Source organism: Streptomyces sp. NPDC049597 (assembly GCF_040675505.1).
Taxonomy (GTDB): Bacteria; Actinomycetota; Actinomycetes; order Streptomycetales; family Streptomycetaceae; genus Streptomyces.
Genome location: NZ_JBFAOY010000029.1, coordinates 15,175 through 35,702 on the forward strand (window position 1 = coordinate 15,175; position 20,528 = coordinate 35,702).

General features: G+C 67.0%; 9 protein-coding genes and 1 pseudogene. 7 read left to right on the forward strand and 3 right to left on the reverse strand.

Annotation, left to right across the window (positions count from 1 at the left end; genetic code table 11):
- The first annotated feature begins 41 nt into the window (after positions 1 to 41).
- Genes AB0K02_RS27080 through AB0K02_RS27090 form a run of 3 tightly spaced genes read left to right on the forward strand, consistent with a single transcriptional unit; the run spans position 42 to position 2,725 of the window.
- Positions 42 to 782, forward strand: coding sequence for a DUF6083 domain-containing protein (locus tag AB0K02_RS27080; RefSeq protein WP_365995137.1), 741 nt, complete (start codon positions 42 to 44; stop codon positions 780 to 782).
- A gap of 3 nt (positions 783 to 785) precedes the next feature.
- On the forward strand, positions 786 to 1,268 hold the full coding sequence (locus AB0K02_RS27085) for a hypothetical protein (RefSeq protein WP_365995138.1): 483 nt from the start codon (positions 786 to 788) through the stop codon (positions 1,266 to 1,268).
- Positions 1,265 to 2,725: a UvrD-helicase domain-containing protein gene (locus AB0K02_RS27090; protein ID WP_365995185.1), complete on the forward strand. Its 1,461-nt coding sequence runs from the start codon at positions 1,265 to 1,267 to the stop codon at positions 2,723 to 2,725. Before AB0K02_RS27085 ends, AB0K02_RS27090 begins: the two co-directional genes overlap by 4 nt.
- 107 nt (positions 2,726 to 2,832) lie before the next feature.
- Here AB0K02_RS27090 and AB0K02_RS27095 read toward each other — a convergent pair.
- A pseudogene (locus AB0K02_RS27095) lies at positions 2,833 to 3,107 on the reverse strand (transposase); the annotation flags it as partial.
- A 201-nt stretch (positions 3,108 to 3,308) separates the two neighbouring features.
- Here AB0K02_RS27095 and AB0K02_RS27100 point away from each other — a divergent pair.
- From AB0K02_RS27100 to AB0K02_RS27110, 3 genes are all read left to right on the forward strand, one after another.
- On the forward strand, positions 3,309 to 3,638 hold the full coding sequence (locus AB0K02_RS27100) for a CU044_2847 family protein (protein WP_365995139.1): 330 nt from the start codon (positions 3,309 to 3,311) through the stop codon (positions 3,636 to 3,638).
- A 78-nt stretch (positions 3,639 to 3,716) separates the two neighbouring features.
- Positions 3,717 to 5,435 carry a trypsin-like peptidase domain-containing protein gene (locus tag AB0K02_RS27105; protein WP_365995140.1) on the forward strand — a complete coding sequence of 573 codons (1,719 nt, stop codon included), beginning with the start codon at positions 3,717 to 3,719 and terminating at the stop codon, positions 5,433 to 5,435.
- A complete protein-coding gene (locus AB0K02_RS27110; protein ID WP_365995141.1) occupies positions 5,423 to 7,819 on the forward strand; it encodes a WD40 repeat domain-containing protein in 2,397 nt (798 codons plus the stop codon). Before AB0K02_RS27105 ends, AB0K02_RS27110 begins: the two co-directional genes overlap by 13 nt.
- A 310-nt stretch (positions 7,820 to 8,129) precedes the next feature.
- On the opposite strand, the gene AB0K02_RS27115 is transcribed toward AB0K02_RS27110, so the two are convergent.
- Together AB0K02_RS27115 and AB0K02_RS27120 are read right to left on the reverse strand one after the other, a co-directional pair.
- Positions 8,130 to 9,839 carry a VCBS repeat-containing protein gene (locus tag AB0K02_RS27115; protein ID WP_365995142.1) on the reverse strand — a complete coding sequence of 570 codons (1,710 nt, stop codon included), beginning with the start codon at positions 9,837 to 9,839 and terminating at the stop codon, positions 8,130 to 8,132.
- A 538-nt stretch (positions 9,840 to 10,377) separates the two neighbouring features.
- Complete coding sequence (locus AB0K02_RS27120) at positions 10,378 to 13,632, reverse strand: hypothetical protein (protein WP_365995143.1); 3,255 nt, start codon at positions 13,630 to 13,632, stop codon at positions 10,378 to 10,380.
- A gap of 330 nt (positions 13,633 to 13,962) precedes the next feature.
- On the opposite strand from AB0K02_RS27120, the gene AB0K02_RS27125 reads away from it, so the two are divergent.
- A complete protein-coding gene (locus tag AB0K02_RS27125; RefSeq protein ID WP_365995144.1) occupies positions 13,963 to 20,517 on the forward strand; it encodes an RHS repeat-associated core domain-containing protein in 6,555 nt (2,184 codons plus the stop codon).
- The last annotated feature ends 11 nt before the right edge of the window (positions 20,518 to 20,528 follow it).

The window sequence follows — 20,528 nt, forward strand, 5'->3', positions numbered from 1 at the left end:
ACGACCCGACAGGCCACGACTCCCACCGAATCACCGACCCTATGCCCGACCAGCGGAAACGCGGCGATCACGTCCGGAAAAACAACAGCTTCTCAGCCGCTGTCCCCGCCGCCTGCCGCTGGCACGTCGCCTCCGGCATCGCCTACCCCTCCCACGACGGCTCCGCCTGGTGCCGCATCCCGCACACCCTGCTCTGCCCCGCAGGCAATGCCCCCAAGCAGCTGACTCCGCCCCTGGCAGAGCTGCGCCGACGACTCGCTCTGCGCACCCGCCGCCTCCTCGACACCGGCGCCTTCATCTCCGCCACCGCAGCCGAGCCCCCCTCACAGGCTGCGGTATGCCGGCCGGCCAGGCCCATCGTGCAGATCCTCTACGGCCGCTACCTCGCCGCCCGCCCGGTCGACGCCATCCAGTGCGTCGCCCAGACCCGCAGGCGACACCGCTGCACCAGCCCCGTCCTCGCCCCCGCCGACCTCAGCGGAATCTGGACACTCATGCCCGCCACCACCCACCGCAGGCAACTCGCCCTCCCCGCCCGTGACATGGCCGTCTACGACCTTACCCACCTGCCCTACGACACCCAGATCCGCTGGCGCACCCAACGCTGCACCACCCACGCAGCCGCACCCGCAGCCGCCGACCTGGCCCTCACCGACTGGCAACCCTTCGACCCGCTGCTCCACCACGCCCACATCCACCACCGCCTCCCCGACAGCGCCCGGACAACGGGGCCCACCACCCCCCGCACCTGCCCCGCTCGTCCTCCCCGTGGCCAGGCGTGAACTATGCCCTTGCATGCTGTCGAGATCACCCTGACCCGCCCGGTCACACCGGGCGAACTCCGCCGCGCCGCCCAGGCCATGGCCCTGGCCCCGGATGCCGACCGCACACGGCTGATGACCGTCGCCCGGGGCAAGACCGCCCGCCAGGCCCTGCGACGCACCCGGAACCGCCTGCAGCATCTGCTGCCGATCGACATCCTGGCCACGCACTACCCCGACTCCACCGGCAGCGTCCTCATCAACATCGCGCTCCCCGAGAGCGTTCACGCCTACCTCGAGGACGCCGCCCGCCGCGAAGGCCGCAGCACCGAAGCCCACCTCACCGACGCCGTACACCACGCGCTGGCGCGTGCCGAGCACGACAGAGTCCGGCGGCTCGACGCCGCACTCGACGAGCTCCTGACCTGGACCACACCACATCAGCTGCTGGCCGCCGCAGCCCGCACCATCAACCAGCCCACCACGCATGGAGCACCAGGGTGCTGAACCCCACCGACGAACAGACCACCGCCGCCGACACCTTCAAGGCCGGCGACCACCTCGCCCTCCAGGCAGGCGCCGGCACAGGCAAGACCAGCACCCTCACATTGCTCGCCGCCGCCACGCCACACCGCCGCGGGCGGTACATCGCCTTCAACAAGGCCATTGCTCTTGACGCCGCCAGCCGCTTCCCGCCCACGGTCGTCTGCAAAACCGCCCACGCGCTCGCCTTCGCAGCCGTGGGCCACCGCTACGTTCGCCGTCTGGGCGGACCCCGCCAGGCCGGCTGGCGAACCGGCCAGGCCCTCGGCATCACCAAACCCGTCCGCATCGGCAACCGCGAAGTGACGCACAAGGCCCTCTCCCAGGCCGTGCTGAAAACGGTGATCCGCTACTGCCACTCCGCCGACCGCACCCTCACCCGCCACCACGTACCACGCCTACGAGGACTCGACGCCCCCGAGCACCACGCCCAGCTCACCGACGCCGTCCTGCCGTTCGCCCGCAAAGCCTGGGCAGACCTCCAGAACCCCGACGACGGCGTCGTTCGCTTCGACCACGACCACTACCTCAAGATCTGGGCCCTCACCGACCCCCGGATCGAAGCCGACTACCTCCTCCTCGACGAAGCCCAGGACACCAACCCCGTCCTCGAACACGTCATCGACGCCCAGCGCGACCACACCCAACTCGTGATCGTCGGCGACTCCGCCCAGGCCATCTACGGATGGCGCGGCGCCCACGACATCATGACCGGCTTCGACGGCACCCACCTCACCCTGACCCAGTCATTCCGCTTCGGCCCCCGCCTGGCCGACGAAGCCAACCGCTGGCTCCAGGCAGCCGACGCCCCCATCCGCCTGACCGGCACCCCCACCATCGCGACCGAACTCGCCCCCGTCACCCACCCGCAGGCAGTGCTGTGCCGCACCAACGTCGGCGCCATGACCGAAGTCATGCACCACCTCAAAGCCGGCCACCGCGTCGCCCTGGCCGGCGGAGGGGAAAGCCTGCGCGCCCTGACCACCGCCGCCCGCGACCTCAAAGAAGGCCGCCGCACCTGGCACCCGGAGCTCCTCCTGTTCCCCACCTGGAGCGACCTGCAGGACTACGCAGAGACCGACCCCGCCGGCCGCGACCTGAAACCCTTCGTCGACCTCATCGACCAACACGGCACCGACACCATCCTCATCGCAGTCGACCAGCTCATTCCCGAGACATCCGCGGACGTCACCATCTCCACAGCCCACCGCTCCAAAGGCCGCGAATGGAACACGGTGAGAATCGCGGACGACTTCACCGAACCCAGCAATACCGACCAGCGAGACAACGCTGGCCGATCTACTCCAGTGCCCATCGATGAAGCAGAAGCGCGCCTCGCGTACGTAGCCGTCACCCGAGCACGCACCTGCCTCGACCTCGGTGGCCTCTCCTGGATCACCGACCACCCTGTCGGGCTCTAGATGCGGCCACGTGCGAATGGTGCCGGCTATGAGGCGCTGGAAGAGGAGGCCGAGCAATCGACGGACGGAGATGCCGCAGCACCAGTGAGCTAACCAGTCCGGCCTTCACCAAGAGAGTGCTGGTGGGCCCGGTTGATGGTGGAGTCCACCGACACTGTCCACTCCACCTGCCACCCGCGTCGTCGTGGACGTGCACGTGCTCCAGCAGCTTCGCCCAGGTCCCGTCTGCTTCCCAGCGCGCGAACCGCTCATAGACCGTCTGCCAAGGCCCAAACCGCTCGGGCAGGTCCCGCCACGGGCGCCCACGCCCGTCCATGCCCGAGAGTGAGTAGCGGCTCTATCCGCCCCATGCCGCGTCCGTCAGTTCACCGCGACCCACCACAAGATCAATTATCAGACCTATCTCATTCGAACAGGCTACTCAGGATGCGCCCCAGGTCGGATTTGGCGATGCTCAAGACGCGCATGCCCAGCGGACTCTCGGCAACTTGTCGGCTGCCGCATGCTTCCGCAATCAACGGCTGGAACCGCATCAGTGCGCCACAACCGAGATGCCTGCCAGAACAGTAAGGAAGGAAGCGCCTTGTCGCAGCTGGCTCGGATTCCGCTAGAGAGCGGCGCCTGCATCCTGGTCGAGGCGTCGCCTGCAGTGGAGGGGCCGGTGAAGGCTGGCCGCCTCAGTGACACCATCCATGACCTGCCGGGCAGCCTTCAACAGGCGTTGGAGCCGGTCACTGCAGCGGCCCGCGCCACTCTCGAACAATTGCGCAAGGCTGGTCCCCACGAGATCGCGGTTGAGTTCGGTGTTGATCTCGCGGTTGAGGCTGGAGCCGTCATCACGAAGAGCAGGGCCAATTGCCACCTGCAGGTGACCATGATGTGGCAATGGAATGAGTCCCTACATTCAACGTAGAAGAGAACGTGGGCTGATTTGATGGGCGTGCTTGGAGAGGGCTCGGACAGCGGAAGGGCGTGGGGGCTACATAGTGCAGTGGCTCAGGTTCTCGGGCAGGGGGGTCAGGTGGCCGGGGCGGGCTTTCTGGTAGCTGAACGTCTCCTGGTTACCTGCGCGCATGTTGTACAGGCCGCCGGTTCCGGTCCCGGTGGGAGAGTACAGCTGATCTTCCCTCAGGTGGATGGCGCTCCTCAGGTGGAGGGCCACGTTCTGGACGAGCCGTGGCATTCTCCTGAAAACGAAGATGTGGCCATCGTGCGCCTGAGCAGGGCGTCAGCCGACATGATTGTGTTGCCGTTGGGCTCTGCGGAAGGTTGTCGGGGCCACCAGGTGCGCTCGTTCGGGTTCCCCGCCCAGGCCCCGCCTGGTGGGCACTTTGGGTTTGGTGTGTGCGGCGACCTGCTGGGCGGTACTGAGAGCAGGGGCATGCGTCTGCAGTTGACTAGCGCCAACGACCTAACCACTGGGTTCAGCGGCGGCCCGGTCCTTGATGAGGTGACCGGTCTGGTCATCGGCATGCTCACCGAAATCACCTCTCCTGATGAACGCGAAAGGGGACAAGGCATCGCTTATGTCACCCCGACGCAGGTGCTGCGAGAGATCTGGCCTGGACTGACTGAGCAGGAGGTTTTCCCCTATCGAGGGCTGGAGCCGTTCGCGGCTGAGCATGCTCGTTGGTTTATGGGCAGGGAAGACGCAGTACGGCAGGTGATTTCCAGGCTGGCGCGTCAGCGGCGGCTCACGCTGCTGCTTGGGCCTTCCGGCTCGGGGAAAACATCGCTGGTTCAAGCCGGAGTCCTGCCTGCACTGGCTGCAGGCGCGTTGCCCGGTAGCGATAGCTGGCTCTCTTTGCTCGTGCGGCCGCGGCAGGATCTGCTGGCCGAGCTGGAACACGCGGGGCTGCCCGGTGTTGGCAGCGATGGGATCTCCGTAGCAGTCAGCCGCAGACTCGCGACCGAGCCCACTTGTCAGCGCGTCTTGCTGATCATCGACCAGTTCGAAGAGCTGCTCATCCAGCCCACTGCTGGCATTCATGACGCTCGTCTGATGGTCATGAATCAGATTGCCGAGGCGGTCAACTCCCAGGGGCAGCTCAGTGTGGTCCTCATCATGCGCGACGACTTCTATCCCCAGCTCGCTGCCTTGGCACCTGAGCTGCTGGAAGCCGCGATGCCGGGACTCCTCAACGTGCCGGCCGTTCTCAGCGAGAACGACCTGCACGAGATCATCACCTTCCCTGCCCACGATGCGGGGGCCCACTTCGAGCCTGGGCTGCCTGGACATATCATCCGCGACACGTTGGCCACGACCCCCGAAGGGGCGACAGCCCGCCAGGCACCGGCCACCGTGCTACCGCTCGTTGAGCTGGCTCTCAGCCAGCTGTGGCAGAGGCGCCGCGAGGGATACCTCACTCACGCTGCCTACGAGCGCATCGGCGGAACGACTGGCAGTCTTGCCACGTGGGCCGACACCGTCCTCAACCAGCTCGCCCCTGATCAACGTCCAATCGCGCAGCGGATCCTGACCTCCTTGGTGCGACCCGCTGATCCTGGCCATCGCATTCCTGCCGTCCGCACGCAGGTCCCTTTGGGGGAACTACGTGATCTGTCAACCGACCCAAACGCCGCGCCAGAGAGTGACGTAGCCTTCGACGAGGTCCTCGCTGCCCTCACACGCCATCGCGTCATCACCACCCACACACCCGGCGCTTCCGAAGACGCCGATCCCCTTCACCGGCACCGGTGGCCGAGTTGATCCACGATGCACTCATCCGTGACTGGGGCACGCTGCACGAGTGGGTCCGCCAAGACCACCGCTTTCAGGAATGGCTCGAGCACACCCGTGCACGGCATGCCCGCTGGGCAAAAGCGGCTGACCCTGGAGATCTGCTCGGAGGGACAGCACTCGCAGAGGGCCTCGAGTGGCAACGGCAGCGTCGTCTGCCAGCGGGTATTACCGCCTACCTGGCCGCCAGTCAGCAACGCCAACAGGCGGTCATCCGGCGCAGCAGACGCCTCAATGTGATCCTTGCTACCGTGTTGGCCGTGGCACTCGCCGCCGCCGGGGGCGCGCTGTGGCAATGGCGAACCGCCGAGGCCGAACGCCGAGCAGCCCTGTCCCGCCAACTGGCTGTGGAGTCCAGCAGTCTCATCGGCACAAATCCCGATCTAGCGTCGCTGCTGGCCATCCAGGCATACCGCACGAGCCATACACCCGAAGCTCTTTCGAGTCTGCAGGACGCCGCGGCTCTCCCACTGCATCGGCGCTTGGCCGGCCACAAGCGAGAGGTGTACTCGGTGGCGTTCAGTCCGGACGGACGCACCCTCGCTACCGGCAGCACCGATCACAGGGCCCGGTTGTGGGACGTGACGACCGGTAAGACCCGCACCATCCTCACCGGCCACAGGGACGAGGTGTGGTCGGTGGCGTTCAGTCCGGACGGGCGCACCCTCGCCACTGCCAGCAAGGACCACACGGCCCGGTTGTGGGACGTGACGACCGGGAAAACCCGCACCATCCTCACCGGCCACCGCGGTCCCTTGAACTTTGTGGCGTTCAGTCCGGACGGACGTAGCCTCGCTACCGCCAGCAAGGACCACACGGCCCGGTTGTGGGACGTGACGACCGGCAAGACCCGCACCATCCTCACCGGCCACACCGACTGGGTGTACTCGGTCGCGTTCAGTCCGGACGGACGCACCCTTGCCACCGGCAGCGTCGACCAAACCGCACGGCTTTGGGACGTGGCCACCGGGAACACCCGCGCGACCTTCGTGGGCCACGAGGATAAGGTCTGGGTCGCGAGGTTCAGTCCGGACGGACGCACCCTCGCCACCGGCAGCGCCGACACGACCGTACGGCTGTGGGACGTGGCAACCGGCAAGACCCGCACCACCCTCACCGGCCACACCGACTCGGCATGGGCAGTGGCGTTCAGCCCCGACGGACGCACCCTCGCCACTGCAAGCGCCGACCAAACCGCGCGGCTTTGGGACGTGGCCACCGGGAACACCCGCGCGACCTTCGTGGGCCACATCGGGGCGGTGGAGGCGGTGGCGTTCAGCCCCGACGGACGCACCCTCGCCACCGGCAGCGACGACAAGACCGTACGACTGTGGGAAATGGCAACCGGCACCACCCGTGCCACCCTCACCGGCCACACCGGTGAGGTGTGGGCGGTGGCGTTCAGCCCGGATGGACGCACCCTCGCCACCGGCAGCGCCGACAAAACCGCACGGCTTTGGGACGTGGCCACCAGCAAGCACCGCGTGACCCTCACCGGCCACACCGGTGACGTGGGGGCGGTGGCGTTCAGCCCGGACGGACGCACCCTCGCCACCGGCAGCGCCGACAAAACCGTACAACTGCGGGACATCGCTACCGGGAACACCCGCACCACCCTCACCGGCCACACGAGCGGGGTGAGTTCGGTGGCGTTCAGCCCCGACAGACGCACCCTCGCCACCGGCAGCTTCAACACCGTACGGCTGTCGGACGTGGCCACCGGCAAGACCCGCACCACCCTCACCGTCACCCAAGGCGAGGGGTTCGGTGCAATCTCCGTGGCGTTCAGCCCGGATGGACGCACCCTCGCCACTGGGATCGGTGACACCACCGTACGGCTGTGGGACGTGGCGACCGGCAAGCCCCGCGCCACCTTCGCCGGCCACACGAATGTGGTGGGGTCGGTGGCGTTCAGCCCCGATGGGCGCACGCTCGCCAGCGGCAGCGACGACAAGACCGCGAGGCTGTGGGACGTGGCGACCGGCAAGCCCCGCGCCTCCTTCACGGGCCACACGGGTGAGGTGTGGGCAGTGGCGTTCAGCCCCGACGGACGCACGCTCGCCACCGGCAGCGCCGACCAGGCCGTACGGCTGTGGGACGTGGCCACCGGCAAGACCCGCGTCGCCCTCACCGGCCACACGGGTGAGGTGTGGGCGGTGGCGTTCAGCCCCGATGGACGCACTCTCGCCACCGGCAGCGACGACCAAACCGTACGGCTGTGGGATTCGGTCCTCCCCAACCCCACCGCAGCGATCCAGCAAATTTGTCGGCGTGTCAACCGCGAGCTGACTGCGGACGAAAGGGCGGCCTTTCTTTCTGGACAATCAACCGGCCCTATGTGTTCGTCACGCTGATCGCCGTCAAGACATCGAGGGAGCAAACGGCCCGGACCCGCCACTCAAGCGGGTGACCCAAGTCAGTGAGTCCCATGGTGGTGCCCACGACGAAGCGGCCCTCCGCGACCGGTGACCACCAGCGCGGCCCTGGCCCCTGTGCCGAGGCCGCCCCAAGCAGGAACCAGAGTCATGACCCACACCGGCGAACCGGCGCTGTCACCCGGCACGCCGCCTGCCTGCCCCTCTGCCGCGACAAGGACAGCGAGCGATCAACGAGACGCTGCCCTTGGAGGACTGCGAGGTCGTTAGCAGGGCAGGGATGGCTTGGTCAGAGGATGGAGTTGTAGATGTTCCAGCCGCTGCCGATTTTGGTGCGGGTTGCGAAGGGGGCGGTGGTGCTGCCGGTGCCTTTGTACAGCCAGAGCACGCCGGAGGCATCACGGGCAACGGCGTCGGCCTTGCCGTCGTCGGTCAGGTCACCAGTGAGGGACAGCTGGTTGTAGATCTGCCAGCCGCTGCCGACCTTCACGCGGGTCGCGTACGGGGCGGTGGTGCTGCCTGTGCCTTTGTACAGCCAGAGCACGCCGGAGGTGTCGCGGGCGAGGAGGTCGGGCTTGGCGTCGCTGTTGAGGTCGGCGCCTGCGGTGAGCTGGTTGTAGATGTGCCAGCCGCCTCCGATCTTGGTCCGGGTGGCGAACCGGGCGCTGCCGGTGCTGCCGGTGCCCTTGTACAGCCACAGGATGCCGGAGGCGTCGCGGGCGACGAGGTCCATCCGGCCGTCGCGGTTCGCATCGCCTGCGCCGGTGAGCTGGTTGTAGATGTTCCAGCCGCTGCCGACCTTCACGCGCGTCGCGTACGGCTTGCCGTATGCGAACTGCCGGTCGTAGTACCAGAGGTTGCCGGTGCTGTCCCGGGCGACGAGGTCACCGCGGCCGCGTGTGCTCCCGGCCGGAGCGGGGGCGGACCAGTACGTCAGGTCCTCGGCCAGCGGGGAGAGCCGGGTGAGCTGGTTGTATGTCTGCCATCCGCTCCCGACCGGCGTGCGGGAGAAGAAGGTCGTGCCGGCTGTGCCCTTGCCGTGGTAGAGGAACAGTTGTCCGGTGGTGTCACGGGCGAGAAGGTGATGCCGCGGGAACAGAGGTGCGCCTTCGGTGGAGAAATTCCCGGCCTGGCGCACGAGGGGATCGTCGAAGCCGGAGCGGGTGTAGATGTCGTACATCGTCGCGGCCTGCATGCGCCAGGCGTGGATGCCGGAGGCGGGGGTGAGTTCGTAGCCGATGGTGTGGTCGCCGGGTTCCAGGCGGCACATGAGGTTGAGGGCCCCGTCGACGAGCGTGGGCCAGTTGACGGTGCACGAGGCTCCGGGGCCGGTGGTGATGTTTCCGATCCGGATGTCCTCGCGGCGCCATGCGACCTGTCCCTCGGCGGGGCGGAAGTAGAGGTTCAGCTCTCCGGCGTCGTTCGCGTGGACTCGCAGCCGCTGCTGCACCGTCTCGCCCGCGGGGGTGTTCGGCAGGTCGAAGGCGACCGTGTTGCGCTCGGCGTGCTCGCGTGTCTTGATCACGGCCTGCGACATTCCCGAGGTCGCCGTGGCCGGCCTGACGCCGGCGTTGCGCGCGGCGTCGATGCCCTCAGCCAGGTCACCGTCCGGGGGAACATACGCGTATCCGCGGTACGCGGTGGTCATGTCGGCCGTATCCCTCGACACGACGAATTCCGGGGCGCGCTGATACTCGATGCCCGTCTTGCATGTGAACACTGCCTTGTAGCCGGGGATCTCCTGGCATTCGTGGTGGTTCATGGTGAACGAGGAGGGCCATCCGGCGCCCTCTTCCGTGCCGTCGAGGGGCCTGGTCGCGTAGGCCAGCACCAGTTGGCCTCCGGCCGTCGTCTCACCGGTGATGTCCACCCCGGTGAACCACAGGGAGTTGGTCGGCAGGACCTCGTCCTTTGCTGTGACCAGCGGACCGTCCTCGGCCATCGCCGGGCCGGGGCTGACGAGGGCTGCGGCGGTGAGCAGACCGGTGGCTGCGCCCATGACGGCTATACGACACATTTTGCGGTGCATGGAGATCCTTCATTGTGTTGTCGGGTCGTCGTGGTCTTGAGGCTCTGTGTACGGGATCGTGCTGGAACTTATGACGCTGCTCGCCAGAAGCGGTCTCGACGGCCGGGCCTGCCTCTGAGCCGGAGAGCTGGCGAAGAGACGAGTCGGTGTCTGCCGCGTGGTGGGCGGACAACAAGCCCCTCCGGAAAGGCGCGGCTCGCCCCCGCACCATCGGCGTCGATCTGGGACCGCCGAAAGACACCGGTGACGGCCTGTCTTGGATGCTGCCGCCTGGGCCGGAAGGCACGAGACAGCGGCTACGGGACGGTGGTGCCGGGAGTCAGCACACTGTCAGGTGCCGTGCCACGTGCTCAAGCAACCCGCCACGCGCTGTCGGACTTTAGGGCTTTGGGGGTGGCTCTGGCTGGGCCAAGAGCCACCCCCTCGCATTTCACCGCCTGCGGTGTTCAGTTGCGCTGCAGTGCGCCGGGCGGGCATGCGCGCCCGGCGAACAGCGGTTGGTGCCTGCCTAGAAGATGCCGGTGATGCTGGTGTTCCAGCCGGATAGGCCCACGAGGCGGGGTGGCCTGTGCGTGGTGGGTCCTCCGGGGTAGAAGAGCAGGCATCCGGTGGGGCAGGTGGTGGTCTTGGCGGTGCCGTTGTCGTCGACGTAGCTGACGGTCAGGTCAGGGTCGGCGGGTGTGGTGGCCCACAGGTCGCCGTGGGTTTCGTTGGCCGTGGGCTGGAACTGGCGGTAGGTGATGCTGGTGCCGGCGTCGGGGTCGCTGTAGCTGGCTGTGCTGACCGTGCCTTGGACGTTGCCGGGGGAGGCCAGGTGGGGGCGGAGCTGCCATGATGCGGTCCCGTAGACCGAGCGGGTGCCCAGCGAGAACACCCCATTGTTGATCTGACCGGGGTAGAGGTAGAGCTGGCCGGTGCTCGGATCGCGTGCGACGAGGTCCTGGACGCCGTCGCCGTTCTGATCGCCGACCGCGAGGTTGGTGTAGTCCTTCCAGCCATGCAGGCCGATGTTGACGCGGCTGCCCAGGTCGAACGGTGCGGTCTGGTCCTGCCAGTTGTTCGGCGGGGTGCCGAGGGTGTTGCCGGTGTAGAGCCACAGGGCGGCATTGGTGCAGGTATCGTCGACACATTCGATGGTGATGAGGTCGTTGCCGCCGACGTGGCCTTCCGTGCTGTTCTGGTCGATGTCCCCGGGCATGATGATCTGGCGGATGCGCCGCCAGTCCGGGGCGCTGTCCACACTGGGGTGGATCAGTTCGCGACGGGTGTCGGGGGCTGGGGTGCCCAGCCCGGTGCCACCGTAGACGTAGAGCTTGTTGTTGCTCAGACGCACCACGAAGTCTTCGTAGCCGTCTGGCGGTGCGGTTGGACTGGTGAAGTCGCCCAGGTCGCCGCGGTGCGCTATCAGAGCGCCCGTCCAGCCCGAGAGGCCCACGGTTTGCGCGGCTGCGACCTTGCCGGTGCCGTCGCCGGCGTACAGGCGCAGCTTGCCGGCGTCGTCGGTGGCGACCATGTCGCCATAGCCGTCACCGTTGAGGTCACCCGGAAGGTCTCTGAGGGCGATGCCGGTGCCGGGATCTTTGCCCGGCCCGTAGACGAACTCGGACTTGTTGGTGCTGAGGATGACTTCATCGGCGCCCTTGCCGAGCGGCGAGTGGTTGCCGGCCTTGTCGTAGGCGACGACGTGCAGGGTGCTGGAGGGCCAGCCGCTGGGGGTCACGTCGACGGTGGCGCTCAGCCCGTCGGCTCCGACGTTCACCCAGTTGCCGTTGGCGCAGCGGGTGCTGGAGGCAGACAGGTACAGGTCCAGGGTCCAGCAGAATCCTGCAATGTCGGTGGCGGTGTTCTTGAGCTTCAGCCGGGCGGTCTTGCGTGCCGGGTACTTGTCGTTCAGAGCAGTGCCGTCGGCGTTGGTCACCGTAACGGAGTCTTTGGGACCGATTCGGTCGACGGTGAAGGCGCAGGAGGACGTGTAACTGCTGTAGGTGCTCTCTCCGTCCTTGGCACGGACCTTCCAGGTGTAGGTGCCGTTGGTGAGATTGGCGTAGGGCATGGTGACCGACGCCGTCTGGCCGTTGGAGACCTTGTCGTAGGACGGGCTGGGGTAGAAGGACACCGTACTGCCAGCTGAGTTGGTCACGGAGAACTCACCGGTGACCGCTCCGCCGTCTTGGTCCTTGAGCGTTGCTGTGAGGGCGATTCCGCTGTTGCCGATGACGCCTGCGCAGGGGACCTGCTTGTTGCCGTCTCCGCCGGGGCTCCACGATCCCTCGTAGGCTTTGGCGCTGGTGACCTCGGGTTTGAAGTTGTAGGTGACTTCCAGAGCAGGGTTGTTGGTAAACCGCTTGAAGCTGTCGTGGTCGTACTCGTAGCCGCTGCCGGCGCGCAGGCCGAAGGCCAGCGTTCCCCAGCCGCTGTCGGCGGCCTGCTGGACGTAGTTCGTCAGCGCGGCGGAGGTGTAGTCGTGCCCCAGGGTGCCCGGACAATAGGTGGGGTTGCCGTGGGCGTACGAGTCGGAATCGAGCTTCGCGGCCCACAGAGAGCCGTTGTTGTTCCAGGTGACGTTGTCCGTGATGGTGCCGGTGGACCACAGTTCGGTCGGCCCGGCTGCAGAGGCATCACAGCCCCAGGAGTGTGTCTCGACCACGGTGAAGGTCGCGGACTGGATGTCCGCTCCGGCCAGGCCGTTGGTGTTCATCGCGAAGAACGACCGTGTCGCACCGGTCCCGTTGAAGCCGACTCGCGGCTCGTCGCTCGGCGTTCCGGAGTGCCAGCCAGACCCGTTCGGGTAGGCCTCACTGGGTGTCGCTGAGTACACGACGGCCCACTTCTCCCGGTAGCCCCCGGTGAACACCGGGTCGACGACCAGCGGGAACTGATCTGCCGTGGCCAGGAGCGTGGGGTCCGGGGTCAGCGTCAAGGTGTTGCCGGACACATCGGCGGCCACTGGCGCGGTCTGCGGCTGGTCGTCGGCACTGGTCGCGGTCATGGCCGCGAGACCGGATGCCGGCTGCTCGTCGGTGGCGGTCGGCTCTTCCCACATCTTCGGCCGGGGGGCGCTGAAGACGACGTTGCCGCTCGCGTCCTTGGCTGTCAGGTTGTCACTCGCGTCATCCTCGAGGGTGACGCCGACGGTGGAGATTCCGAGCTCGATGCTCCTGAGCTCGGGGTTGGCGGCGGCCTGCGGCGTGTGGATGACCAAGTGCTCGGCGAAGCCGTCGACTTCAGCAATGATCTTCAGATCGACGTCCGGCAGGACCGACTTGTACACAGCGGTGTTGCCGTCGAGGACTGGCTGCGGAAGCACTCCGGGCCAGGTGAGCGCCAACTTCTTGTTGTCCTTGACCATGGTTGCCAGCGGGCCGCTGCCCCCGCCGGAGAAGGTGACGCCGAACGTCGGTGACGCGGGACCGATCGAGCCATCGCCGTGCCGGACCATCGTAGCGTCGGCCTTCTTCCACACGCCGTCCTTGCGGGACCACACGGGCGTGGAGTGCTGGCGGCGGGTGGTGGTTCCGTCAGGGTTGGCGAAGATCTCCGCGTTCTCCTCGCGCCGGTCGAGGATCTCCACGCGTCGGCCGGTCTTGGCGGCGACGTCGTAGGCCTTGGCCTCAGAAGCGGGCGGATTGGGAGGGGCGCTGTCGTCGGCCGCGGCCGCGGTGGGCAGAGCCAAAGTGGTGACGGCCGTCAACGGGAGTCCGAGGGCGAGAAGGACCGCTATGGAGCGTCTTCTTCTGCGGCCAGTCTTGTCCGGGTCTGTCATGAGGCCCTTTCTGAGGCGCACGCGCAGGATGCTGGGACCCGCAGATTACTCACACTCATGCCGTATTTCGCAGTGACGTCGACCATCCCGGCGCCTGCACAAGCGGACCAATTGGTTCCATCCTGTTATTCCGAATCAAGTTGCTTCATTGGATTTTGACGTCATGTCACATGAGGGCTGGTCAGGCTTGTGATCTCGACAGGTGGACATCGGTACATCGAGAGAACCGCCCAAATCGGGTTGTTTGGATGGAGGTCTTGTGTGCGTGCCATCTAGTCGGGTTTGATTCGCTCGTTTGGCACGTGACGCGGTTCTAGGGGTGGGGTTTTCATGTCGTACCGTCGTGGCTTTGGCATGCCTTTTTCTGCCCACCCGCTGTTGCGGTTGCGCCGCGGACAGGCCCCTTTGGTCGGCCTGCTCTGCACAGCTCTGAGCCTGTCGCTGCTGTCCGCGCCCGCGCTGGCCAAGCCCGGCGAGGGGTTCTCGGTGCGGTCGGTGCAGAAGACGGCATCGGTGCCGGGCAAGGACCTGACCGTCAATCGCTTCGTGACGATCCCTCCCTCGCAGCGCAATCGCTGGCATCCGCCGGGGAAGATCGCCTGGCCGACCGCCGGTCAGGCGGACGTGACGCTGCCTGACGCCGCCAACAGCACGGCGAAGAAGGCCGCCGCAGGCCACCGGCGGGTGCAAGCGGGGTCCCTCCCGATCCGCATCAGCCGGCCGACCACTCCCTCCGCCGGGACCAAGACCGGTCACCGCACTGCCGGCGCATCGAGCCCCGAGCGGCTGCGTGTGACTCTCACCGATCGCAAGACCGCGCAACGGGCCGGGGTCCGGGGGCTGATGCTGTCGCTTCAACGGACCGGCCCCACCGCTCCCAGCGCGGCCGAGGTCCAGGTCGACTACGCAAGCATCGAGTCAGCGTTCGGCGCCGGCTGGTCGTCCCGCCTGCGCCTGGTCCAGCTTCCTGCCTGCGCCCTTACCACCCCTGACAAGGCCGCATGCCTCAAGGGCGTGCCGCTCGCGACAGACAACGACGCCAAAGCCCGCACGCTGACCGCAACTGTGGCGTTCCCTGGCACCAAGAGCACGCGTCAGCAGTCACGCACGGCGGCAGCCTCGAGCGACAGCATGGTGGTGCTGGCCGCGACAGCGGCCGCAGACGGCGGAGAGGGGTCGTTCACCGCGACCTCGCTGTCCCCGTCCGGGTCGTGGTCGGCCGGAGGGAACTCCGGCGGTTTCGGATGGAGTGCGCCGCTTGGCGTTCCGCCTGTCCCGGGCGGGCTGCAGCCGAGCGTGGCGCTGTCCTACAACTCCTCCGCAGTGGACGGCCGGACCTCCTCGACGAACAACCAGACATCGTGGATCGGTGAGGGCTGGGACTACTCGCCAGGCTTCATCGAGCGCACCTACGCCGGCTGCGAGAACGACAAGCAGGGCGGCAACAACACCGCCAAGGTCGGGGACCTGTGCTGGAAGTCACACAACGCGACACTCTCGCTGAACGGCAGGTCCACCCCTCTGGTGTGGGATGCCGGAAAGAGTGTGTGGAAGCCTGCCGACGATGACGGTTCGCGGGTGGAGCGCGTAACCGGCAGCTTCCCGGACGATGTCAACGGTGACGAGAACTACGAGTACTGGAAGCTGACCACGGTGGACGGCACCCAGTACTGGTTCGGAAAGAACCGCCTCCCGGGCTGGTCGAGCGGCAAGGAGGAGACGAACTCGGTCTTCACCGTCCCGGTCTACGGCAACCACACCGGCGAACCAGGCCACGGAACGGACTTCGCGTCCTCCGTCGAGACGCAGGGCTGGCGCTGGAACCTCGACTACGTCGTCGACCCGCACCACAACGCCATGGCCCTGTACTACTCCAAGGAGATCGGCCACTACGCACAGAACCTCGAGGTCGATGCCCCGGTTCCCTACATCCGTGGCGGCCACCTGAACCGGATCGACTACGGCCTGCGCGCCGGCGCCGTGCACACGACGGACAACCCGGCGGGCCGGGTGACGTTCGGTGTGGCGGAGCGGTGCCTCGCCAACTGCGGCACCTTCGATGAGGCCCATGCCGCCAACTGGCCGGACGTCCCCGTCGACCTGAACTGCACTGCGGACAAGCAGTGCCTGAACCCGTCGCCGTCGTTCTGGTCCCGCAAGCGGCTGACCGACATCAACACCTTTGCCCTGCAGGGCAGCACGATGCAGCCGGTCGACACCTGGGCCCTCGAACAGTCCTTCCCGGCCACCGGCGACGTCTCCAAGCCCGCACTGTGGCTGGCGTCCATCCAGCGCACCGGCAAGGCAGGTGCGCTGGCGGACCTGACACTGCCGACGAAGACCACCTTCGGCGGGACACCGATGCCGAACCGGGTCAACTCGGCCGAGGGCCGGCCACCGCTGAACAAGTACCGCATCACCCGGATCACCAACGAGACCGGCGGCCAAACCCTCGTCACCTACAGTCCCACCGAGTGCACCCCCAGCACCCTGCCGTCCTCCCCGGACCAGAACACCAAACGCTGCTACCCGTCCTGGTGGACCCCGGACGGCGCCGTCGAGCCGGTCAAGGACTGGTTCCACAAGTACCTGGTCACTGAGGTCGTCGAGGACGACACCACCGCCGGCACCGGCTCGCCCTCGAAGACCACCACCTACGAATACGACAACGGCCCCAACTGGCGCCGCGACATATCCGAGTTCAGCCTCGACAAGCACCGCAGCTGGAGCGTCTTCCGCGGCTACGGCACGGTCCGCACCCTGACCGGCGCCACCAACCGCACCAAGACCGAGACCAGCTACTTCCTCGGCATGGCCGGCGACACCCTCGCCGACGGCCAACCCAGGCCCGCCGCCAAAATCAACGGCATCACCGACCGCGACGACTTCGCCGGCCGACCCGCCCAGACCCGCACCTACGACCAGGACGGCACCGGCGGCAAGGTGATCGCCAAGACCACCTACATTCCCTGGGAATCCGAGCCGACCGCCACCCAGAACATCACCGGCATCACCGACCCCGACAAACCAGGCACCCCTGGCCCCACGCTGCCCGACGCCGTAGCACGGCATTCAGGCACGGTCACCGAGACCGCCAGCACCCTGCTGGACGACGGCACGACGTGGCGCACCCTCACCACCACCCGTGCCTACGAACCGGTCTACGGTCTGGTGACCGCCGAGGGCGACGACGGCGACCCCACCCGCGGCGTGAAGCCGAAGTGCACCCGCACCTCCTACGTCACCCCCGACACCACCAACTGGCTGATCGCCTACCCCTCCCAGGTCACCACCATCGCCCAAGCACCCTGCGGCCTGGGCTACCTCAACACCGCCATCACCGGAGCAACCCGCGTCTCCTACGACGGCCAGGCACCCGGCGTCGCCCCCAAGTCCGGGCAGGCGAACACGACGAAGACCGAGCAGGCATCCAAGCTCGACATCAACGACCAGCTGATCTGGGAGACCACCACCCAAACCGGCTACGACCAGTACGGGCGCGTGGTTTCTGCCGCAGGCCAAGATGGTCAGCCCACCACCACTGCCTACACGCCTGCTACCGGCGCGCAGCCCACTACATTCACGACCACCAACCCCAAGGGGCACGCCAGCACGACCACGCTGGACGGGCTTCGCGGGCTCACCTTGAAGGTCACAGAGGCCAACGACCGCACCGCCACCGGCGAGTACGACGCGCTGGGTCGCCTCATCAAGGTGTGGAGCGCAGGCCGCGCCGTCACCAGCAACCCCAACGCCATCTTCACCTACAGCATGTCCGCCACCACACCGTCCACGGTGACGACGAAGAAGCTGTACGAGGACGGCGCCTGGGGCACCAGCATCACGATCTACGACTCGCTGCTGCGTGAACGCCAGACCCAAGCGGACGCAATCGGTGTCACCGGCCGGACCGTCAGCAACACTTTCTACGACACCCACGGCCGCGCCTTCCAGACCGACGCACCCTTCTTCAACGACCAGGCAGTCTCCACCACGATGCTCGTGGTCACGCCTAATCAGGTCCCCACCTCCCTCGTCAACGAGTACGACGGCCGTGGCCGGCCCACCGCCGCGATCACCCTGTCGCTGAACGTGGAGAAGTGGCGCACCACCTTCGCGCACGGCGACACCTGGACCTCCGTCCTCCCGCCCACCGGCGGCACCGCAACTCTCGCGATCAACGACATCCGCGGCCGCACCACTGAACTGCGCCACTACAAGGACCGCAACCCCCTCATCGGCGCAGCCGCCAGCCAGTACGAGAAGACCACCTACGCCTACGACCGCGCCGGCAACCTCGAGAAGATCACCGACACGTCCGGCCGTAACTCCTGGACCTACACCTACGACCTGCGGGGCCGGCAGATCGCCGCCACGGATCCCGACAAGGGTGCCAGCACCATGGTCTACGGCGCCGACGGTCGCCTCGCCACGACCACGGATGCCCGCGGCACCACCTTGGCCACCACCTACGACGAACTCGGCCGCAAGAGCACCCTGCGCACCGGCTCGGTCACCGGCGCCAAGCTGGCGGAGTGGGCATATGACACCGCGACCGGCGGCAAGGGCCTGCCTGCCTCCTCCACCCGCTACGACACATCCATCACCCCAGCCGCCGCCTACAAGACCGCGGTGACGGGCTACGACTCCACAGGCCACTCGACCGGCATAACGGTGACAGTGCCGTCGGTGACCGGTGAAGAGAAACTCGCCGGCACCTACTCCATCGCGACCACGGCCACCCCGGTCAGCGGACTGCCTGCCAGTGCCGCCTACAGCACCGGCAACACCAACGCCACCACCGCCCTGCCCGCCGAGACGGTCAGGAACCGCTACGGCGCCCAAGATCAGCTCAGCATCGTCGACGGCACTCTGTCGCAGGTGTATCTGACCGGCGCCAAGTACACCCCCTTCGGGGAACTCGCCCAGGCATCCCTCGGAAACCTTGGCGCCCGTGTCATCCAGACCCTCAGCTACGACACCGTCACCCGCCGACTTGCCACGTCCATCGCCGACCGCGAGACCTCCGGCCCCCAGACCCTGTCGAACATCAAGTACACCTACGACACGGCCGGCAACATCACCCGAATCCGCGACGATCAGAACGACGGCACCATCGCCGACGACCAGTGCTTCACCTACGACTGGGCCCGCCGCCTGGCCGAGGCTTGGACCACCGCAGACGCCTGCACCACCAAGCCGGTCAACGGCACTGGCACCCCGGCCCTCGGGACCGTCGACCCGTACTGGACCAGCTGGACCTTCACCAACACGGGCGACCGTGCCACCGAGACCCAGCACAAGGCCGGCCCCATCACCGCCGACACGACCCGCACCTACACCTATCCCACCACCACCGGCGCCGCCCAGCCGCACGCCGTACGCACCGTCACCGCAACCGGCGGCGCCACCGGGTCAGACACCTACCAGTACGACGCCACCGGCAACCTCACCAAGAAGACCCCCGCCACCGGCGCCGTCCAGGACCTCACCTGGAACGCAGAAGGCAAACTCGCCACCTCCACAGTCTCCGGCGCCACCACCAAGTTCCTGTACGACACCGAGGGCACGCGCATCCTCAAGCGGGAACCGACCGCCACCACCCTGTACCTGCCCGGCGGCCAGGAACTCGTCCTCACCAAATCCACCAACACCCTGGCCGGCACCCGCTACTACGCCGTACCCGGCGGCTCAGCCATCCGGACAAGCAGCGACGGCAGAGTCCGCCTCCTGGTCGCCGACCACCACGGCACCAACCAACTCTCCGTCAGCGCCACCACCCTCGCCTTCAACCGCCGCAAGACCCTGCCCTACGGCGGCCCTCGCGGCACCGCCCCCGCCTTCTGGCCCGGCCAGAAGGGCTTCGTCGGCGGAGACATCGACACCGTCACCGGCTTCACCCACATCGGCGCCCGCGAATACGACACGGCCACAGGCCGCTTCATCAGCGTCGACCCCATCATGCACGCCGATGACCCCCAGCAGATGCAGGGGTACGCCTACGCCAACAACAGTCCCGTGACCTTCTCCGATCCCACGGGACTAGAGATCGGCTCCACGCCGGGCACCTGCTCCTACGACGTCAAGCACTGCACTCCGGACCAGTTCTCGGGCAAAGACAAGAACAACGGGGCGAGGGACAACAGCGGCACTACGTCGGGGGACAGTGGCACCACGCCGGGGGGCAGCAGCGACCCCCAGCCGGAGGAGCCCGCAATCGGAGGTACACCGATTCCCACGCCACAGGAGCTGGCGGCTCGCGGGATCATGACCCCCTGGAACACCTATGAAGAGGCCATCCAGCTGTGGGCAAAAAACAGCTGTCAAGGCAGTTCGGCCAGTGAAAACACCTCGTTCTGCTCTGCAGCCGCCGATATCGGCCTACTCGATCTCGAGCAGCCGTGGGTAGGAGTTGCCATCGCTGTGATCGCCGGTTGCACAATGGCAGCCGAAGCATGTGCCGCTGCCGCGCTGAGATTCGTAGCCAGCGAAATTGAGTTCGCCGCAGGAGGGTCGCTCAGTGCAGGCGCTGCCCTAAGTAGATTCGGCAGCAAACTGAAAGGCCTGTACGGCTCACTCGGTTGCAAGAACAACAGCAACTGCCGCCCTACAGGCGTCGGAAATCCAGACGCTCCTAAGCCACTCGGGCGAGGTTCAACGGGTGACTCCACTCCAAGATCCCTCAAGGAACAGATGGCAATGGCGCAGGTCACGTCAAACCCAGCTGGCGGTTACGTCGTCCCCCTGAAGAAGGGCATGACCGACCCGAGGTGGGAAGGAAAGGACGGCTGGCAGAAGATGACTCAGAACGTCGACGGAATTGAGATCCACTACGTGTACAATCCCATGACTGGGCAAGTCGACGACTATAAGTTCAAGCGGTAGTGGAGGTAGAG